The sequence below is a fragment of the Mesorhizobium sp. genome (assembly GCF_004962925.1).
Lineage (GTDB): Bacteria > Pseudomonadota > Alphaproteobacteria > Rhizobiales > Rhizobiaceae > Mesorhizobium.
This window is the reverse complement of the sequence record NZ_SUEO01000265.1, coordinates 1-3,732: the sequence shown is the minus strand read 5'-3', so window position 1 is coordinate 3,732 and position 3,732 is coordinate 1. Positions and strand designations below refer to the sequence as shown.

The window sequence follows — 3,732 nt, the reverse complement described above, 5'->3', positions numbered from 1 at the left end:
CGCCGATCGCCCAGACCGGCTCGTAAGCAAACAGGATCGTCGCCGCCTTTGCCTGACCTTCGAGGTATTGCAGCGCGCCGTGCACCTGCAAGGCCAGCACCGCATCGGCCTGGCCGCTGTTGCGTTGCGCCAATGTCTCGCCGACGCAAATGAGCGGCACCAGCCCATGCTTTACCGCCGCTGCGGTCTTAAGGCCGACCGCATTGTCGGTCTCGCCGAAATGCTCGCGCCGTTCGCTATGGCCGAGTTCGACGAGGTCGAGCCCGCAATCCGTCAGCATCACCGGCGAGATCTCCCCGGTCCAGGCTCCGGCGTCGGCCCAATGCATGTTCTGGGCACCGACCTTAGTCCGCGTCGCCGCCAACGCCTTCTTGACCTCGCGAACCGCCGTGAAGGGCGGGATAACGAAGGGCTGGATGCGGTCGTCAAAACCGGGAATGAATCCCGCCAGCGCGTTGGCGAACTCAGTCGCCTCTGCAAGCGTCTTGTTCATTTTCCAGCTTGTGCCGACCCAGTAAACCATGCGTCCTCCTCAAACTTTCTCGACCAGTGTTAGCGAAACGCCGGCGCCATCCAACGCCTCGCGCATCTGGGTTTCCAGTTCGCGACCGGTGAAGACGGTGTCGAACGCCTTGAGATCGGTCAGGAAATGCAGGGCCGTGCGGCCGAACTTGCCATGATCGACCAGCAAATATTTACGCGCGGCGGCGGCCATCATCAGCCGCTTGGTATGGACCACTTCCTGGTCCTGGTGGAAGGCGGAAGCGCCGTGGATGGCCGACGACGACAGGAAGGCCACATCGGCGCGCAACGATCTCAACGTGTCCTCGGCAAGCAGGCCGAAGAAACCGTGAAACTTCTTGCTGTACTGGCCGCCGAGCGCGATCAGGGTGATCCCGCCAACGCCTGCCAGATCCTGGATGACAGCCAGGTTGTTGGAGATCACGGTCAGCGGGCGGAGATCCGCAAGGTGGCGCGCTATGCCGCCGGCCGTCGAGCCGTCGTCGATGATCACCGTCTGGCCCGGTTCGATCATCGCCACTGCGGCAGCCGCCAAGCGCTGCTTCTCATCACCGGCCTGCTTCTGACGGTAGCGGAAATCGCTTTCGAACAGGCCGCTCGGCTGGATCGAGGCACCGCCGCGCACCTTGCGCAGGAAGCCGCTTTCCTCGAGCTCGTCGAGGTCGCGATGGACGGTCATCTTCGACACGCCGAAGCGCGTGGCAAGCTCGTCGACACTGGCCGTGCCGGTGTTCATCAAAAAATCCATGATGCCTTGCCGCCGGCCGTCGCTCTTCATTGTCCAGCCTGTTTCCTGAAATCCGGCTCGTTGCGAATCCACCGTGGGCGAAACGGCGAGCCAAAGCTATTATAACACGGGAAACCGCATAAGCACCCAATTTTTTGTGATGATGTTACATTTCTTTGGGATATTGGTCGCTTCTGATTGCTGTCCTGTAACAAGAATTGCTCCCGGCGGCATGGCCAAAGGTTGCGGTTCTCTGGAAATCCGGCCAGAAGCATCAATGGGCTGAACGACGATCGAACGGCTCGCAACCATAGGCTTGAAACCAAATACGGGAGACTATTGGGTGGCTCGCATCACATTGAGACAATTGCTCGACCATGCCGCCGAACACGGCTATGGCGTGCCTGCGTTCAACATGAACAATATGGAACAGGGCCTCGCCATCATGGAGGCGGCCGAGGAGACCAAATCGCCGGTTATTCTGCAGGCGAGCCGCGGGGCGCGGGCCTATGCCAACGACGTCGTGCTGGCCAAGCTAATCGACGCGCTGGTCGAAATCCATCCCGATATCCCGGTCTGCATGCATCTCGACCATGGCAACAACGAAGCGACCTGCGTGACCGCGATCCAGTACGGCTTCACCTCGGTGATGATGGACGGATCGCTGAAGGAAGACGGCAAGACGCCGGCCGATTACGATTATAATTCGGGCATCACGCGCCGTGTCGTCGCCATGGCGCATTGGGGTGGCGTGTCGGTGGAAGGCGAGATCGGCGTTCTCGGGTCCCTGGAGATGGGCGGCGGCGAACAGGAAGACGGCCATGGCGTCGAAGGCGCCGTCAGCCACGACCAGCTGCTGACCGATCCGGAGCAGGCGGTGCAGTTCGTCAAGGACACGCATGTCGATGCGCTGGCCGTCGCCATGGGCACCAGCCACGGCGCCTACAAATTCTCGCGCAAGCCCGACGGCGCGGTGCTCGCTATGAATGTGATCGAGGAGATCCATCGCCGGCTGCCGAACATGCACCTCGTCATGCACGGCTCATCCTCGGTGCCGGAAGAGCTGCAGGAGATCATCAACAAATATGGCGGCCAGATGAAGCCGACATGGGGCGTGCCGGTCGAGGAGATCCAGCGCGGCATCAAGCACGGCGTGCGCAAGATCAACATCGACACCGACAACCGCATGGCGCTGACCGGCGCGATCCGCAAGGTGCTGACCGAGAACCCGAGCGAATTCGACCCGCGCAAATATCTGACGCCGGCAATGGCCGCCATGAGGAAGCTGTGCAAGGAGCGCTTCGAGCAGTTCGGCACCGCCGGCAACGCGCCCAAGATCAAGCCGCTGCCGGTCTCGGAAATGGCCAAGCGTTACAAGTCGGGCAGTCTCGATCCGAAATTCGGTTAAGTTTCCGGGCAGGACCTACGTCGGCTCCTGCCCAGTTCACCCTACCCTCGACAAGAGATTGGCCCTGCCCGTCTCGATAAACGGCGCCCAGTAGTCGACCGACTCGCGGATCATGGCGACGACCTGATGGTCGACCGGCTCGCGTTCGCGAAACGACAGTTCGAGGCAGATCTCGTTGTCGACGCCGCCGCCGCGGCGAACCGTCTCCAAAAGTTTTTCCGGCGTGATGCGACCGTCCTTGTTGTAGGCGGCGATGAACGGCCAATGGCCGCCCTTGTTCATCGATGACTGCTTGATGTGGATGATCGGCGATACCTTGGGAAACGCTTCGGCCCAGGCATAGGGATCGATGTCGTCCGGGTTGCTCGAGGTGATGTCGCCATGGTCGATGTCGACCATCATCTCCATCGGGATGGCCATCCCGGCTGCTTCGATCTCGTTTTGCAGGGCCCGGCAGCTCTCGATCGTGTGGCCGAATTCACGGCCGACCGACATCGGCTCCCAGAACAGGTAAGTCAAACCGGCCGCCTTGGCATGCTCGGCGACCTCGCGCCAGCATTCCAGCGCGATGTCGAAAAGCCGCGCGCGACGCTCCGGATCGTCGAAATCCCTGTACGTGAAGATCGCGAATTGCGTGCCCATGCCGCTGGCGCCTAGCTCGGCCGAAATATCGGCAAAGGTCTTGAACCAATTCACATAGTAGCGGCGCACGTCCTTGTCGGGATGGCCGAAATGATTGAGCCTGCCATAGGGGCCAGTCATCCCCGATGTTACGCGCACGCCGGTGCGGTCGAGCGCGGTGCGGAACAGGCGGAGGAATTTCGAGATCGTCGCCGCGGGCCAGCCGGGATTGACGAATTCATGCGTGAGCTGCACGTCCCGGATGCCGATATCGTAGGCGATCGCGTCGATAAGATCGTCCGGTTCGGCAAAACGATTGACCAGCGGATTGGTGTTGAGGGAAAGCGTAAAGGCCATCAGCTCGCTTTCACCAGCCGGCTGGCGCACCAGTCCTCAAAAGTGGCTCTTTCTGCGGCGGATAGATGCAGGCCGTGCTTGGTTCGCCGTTCGAGAA

At 61.2% G+C, this 3,732-nt stretch carries 4 protein-coding genes; 1 reads left to right on the top strand and 3 read right to left on the bottom strand.

Annotated features, from left to right (window positions below):
• A partial coding sequence (locus tag E5W87_RS31820; RefSeq protein WP_292406826.1) for a triose-phosphate isomerase occupies positions 1-523 on the bottom strand: 523 nt, incomplete at its 3' end.
• Between the two features lie 9 nt (positions 524-532).
• Entirely contained in the window at positions 533-1,300 is a 768-nt protein-coding gene (locus E5W87_RS31815; protein ID WP_292406823.1) for a DeoR/GlpR family DNA-binding transcription regulator, read from the bottom strand.
• Between the two features lie 292 nt (positions 1,301-1,592).
• Between E5W87_RS31815 and fba the strand changes: the two genes are divergently transcribed.
• A complete protein-coding gene (gene fba, locus E5W87_RS31810; protein WP_292406820.1) occupies positions 1,593-2,657 on the top strand; it encodes a class II fructose-bisphosphate aldolase in 1,065 nt (354 codons plus the stop codon).
• A 36-nt stretch (positions 2,658-2,693) separates the two neighbouring features.
• Here fba and E5W87_RS31805 read toward each other — a convergent pair whose 3' ends face one another.
• Positions 2,694-3,635, bottom strand: coding sequence for a TIM barrel protein (locus E5W87_RS31805; RefSeq protein ID WP_292406818.1), 942 nt, complete (start codon positions 3,633-3,635; stop codon positions 2,694-2,696).
• Between the last annotated feature and the right edge of the window lie 97 nt (positions 3,636-3,732).

Excerpts from the sequence above, each read along its gene's own strand:
- E5W87_RS31815 (WP_292406823.1), bottom strand. The coding sequence starts at position 1,300 with ATGAAGAGCGACGGCCGGCGGCAAGGCATCATGGATTTTTTGATGAAC.
- E5W87_RS31805 (WP_292406818.1), bottom strand. The coding sequence starts at position 3,635 with ATGGCCTTTACGCTTTCCCTCAACACCAATCCGCTGGTCAATCGTTTT.